General features: G+C 66.2%; 1 protein-coding gene. It reads left to right on the forward strand.

All coding sequences use genetic code 11. The features are described from left to right. Positions 1 to 1,173 (forward strand): ATP-dependent helicase (locus MOV75_RS38975; protein WP_247008156.1); only part of this gene is annotated, 1,173 nt, incomplete at both ends.

Consider the following 1,173-nt stretch of genomic DNA (forward strand, 5'->3'; position numbering starts at 1 on the left):
GTTCTCCCGCCGCGCCGCGGCCGAGATGGCCGGACGGGTCGAGCGCATCGCCCGCAAGGTGCTGGGCGAGAACAATGCCGCGATCATGCGCGATGCGCTCAGCTGGGCCGGCACCTTCCACGGCATCGGCGCGCGTCTCTTGCGCGAATATGCCGAACGGATCGGTGTCGATCCCGCCTTCACCATCCACGACCGCGAGGACTCCGCAGACTTGATGAACCTGGTGCGGCACGAGCGCGGCCTGTCGAAGACCGAGAGCCGCTTTCCGGCCAAGGGCACCTGCCTCTCGATCTACTCACGCTGCGTCAACGCCGAGATGGAGATCGAGAAGGTCCTCGGCCAGCACTATCCCTGGTGCGCGGGCTGGGCATCCGAGCTGAAAGGCCTGTTCGCGGCTTATGTCGAGGCCAAGCAGGCGCAGCACGTGCTCGATTACGACGACCTCCTGCTCTACTGGTCGCAGATGATGAGCGATGCGCTGATCGCGGACGAGATCGGCGGTCGCTTCGATCACGTGCTGGTCGACGAATACCAGGACACCAATCGCCTGCAATCCTCGATCCTGCTGGCGCTGAAGCCGGATGGACGGGGCCTCACCGTGGTCGGCGACGACGCGCAGTCGATCTACTCGTTCCGTGCCGCCACCGTGCGCAACATCCTGGACTTCCCGCAGAGCTTCTCGCCCCGCGCCGAGATGATCACGCTCGACCGCAATTACCGCTCGACGCAAGCGGTGCTGGCGGCGGCCAACGGCGTCATTGGCCTCGCGCGCGAGCGCTTCACCAAGAACCTTTGGACCGACCGCGCCGCCTCGCACAAGCCGCAGCTCGTCACCGTGCACGACGAGGCCGACCAGGCGCGCTACATCGTCGAAGAGGTGCTGGCGAACCGCGAGCAAGGCGCGCTGCTGAAGCACCAGGCGGTGCTGTTCCGGACCTCCTCGCATTCCGGCCCGCTCGAAATCGAGCTGACCCGCCGCAACATTCCCTTCGTGAAATTCGGCGGGCTGAAATTCCTCGACGCCGCGCACGTCAAGGACGTGCTGGCGCTGCTGCGCTTCACTGAAAATCCGCGCGACCGCGTCGCCGGTTTCCGCATCCTGCATCTGTTGCCGGGCATCGGCCCCGCGACGGCGCAGCGCGTGCTCGACCAGATGGCGGAGAGCACCGATCC

This window comes from Bradyrhizobium sp. PRIMUS42 (assembly GCF_023006515.1).
GTDB lineage: Bacteria > Pseudomonadota > Alphaproteobacteria > Rhizobiales > Xanthobacteraceae > Bradyrhizobium.